Origin of the sequence: Halomonas sp. ND22Bw (genome assembly GCF_003011945.1) — a bacterium.
Lineage (GTDB): Bacteria > Pseudomonadota > Gammaproteobacteria > Pseudomonadales > Halomonadaceae > Halomonas > Halomonas halophila.
The window spans coordinates 1-262 of record NZ_PXWD01001129.1 but is presented as its reverse complement, the minus strand read 5'-3'; the positions used below and the strand labels follow the sequence as shown (position 1 = coordinate 262).

1 protein-coding gene is annotated in these 262 nt (G+C 74.4%); it reads left to right on the top strand.

Annotation, left to right across the window (positions count from 1 at the left end):
• On the top strand, window positions 1–262 hold a 262-nt coding region (locus CVH10_RS26140), incomplete at both ends, for a hypothetical protein (RefSeq protein WP_219924977.1).

Sequence of the window (262 nt, the reverse complement as noted above, 5' to 3'; positions counted from 1 at the left end):
GCTGAAGGTCGCGGGCTCGCTCGCGGTGAAGCTCGGGCTCGCGGCGCTGGTGGGGCTCGGGCTCGCCTGGCCCTTCGTCGCCCTCGCGGTCGTCTTTCTCGCGGGGCTCGTGCTGTCGATCCTGAGCCTGTTCGGGGAGGGCTCCGTCGCGTGCCCGGACGGGGATTGCGATTGTGGATGCGACCGGCGGGAGAAGCGCGCCGAGCGCCTCCGGCAGCTGATCGCCCGGCGCCGCGACTGGCTCGCCGAGCCTGTCGGGCCC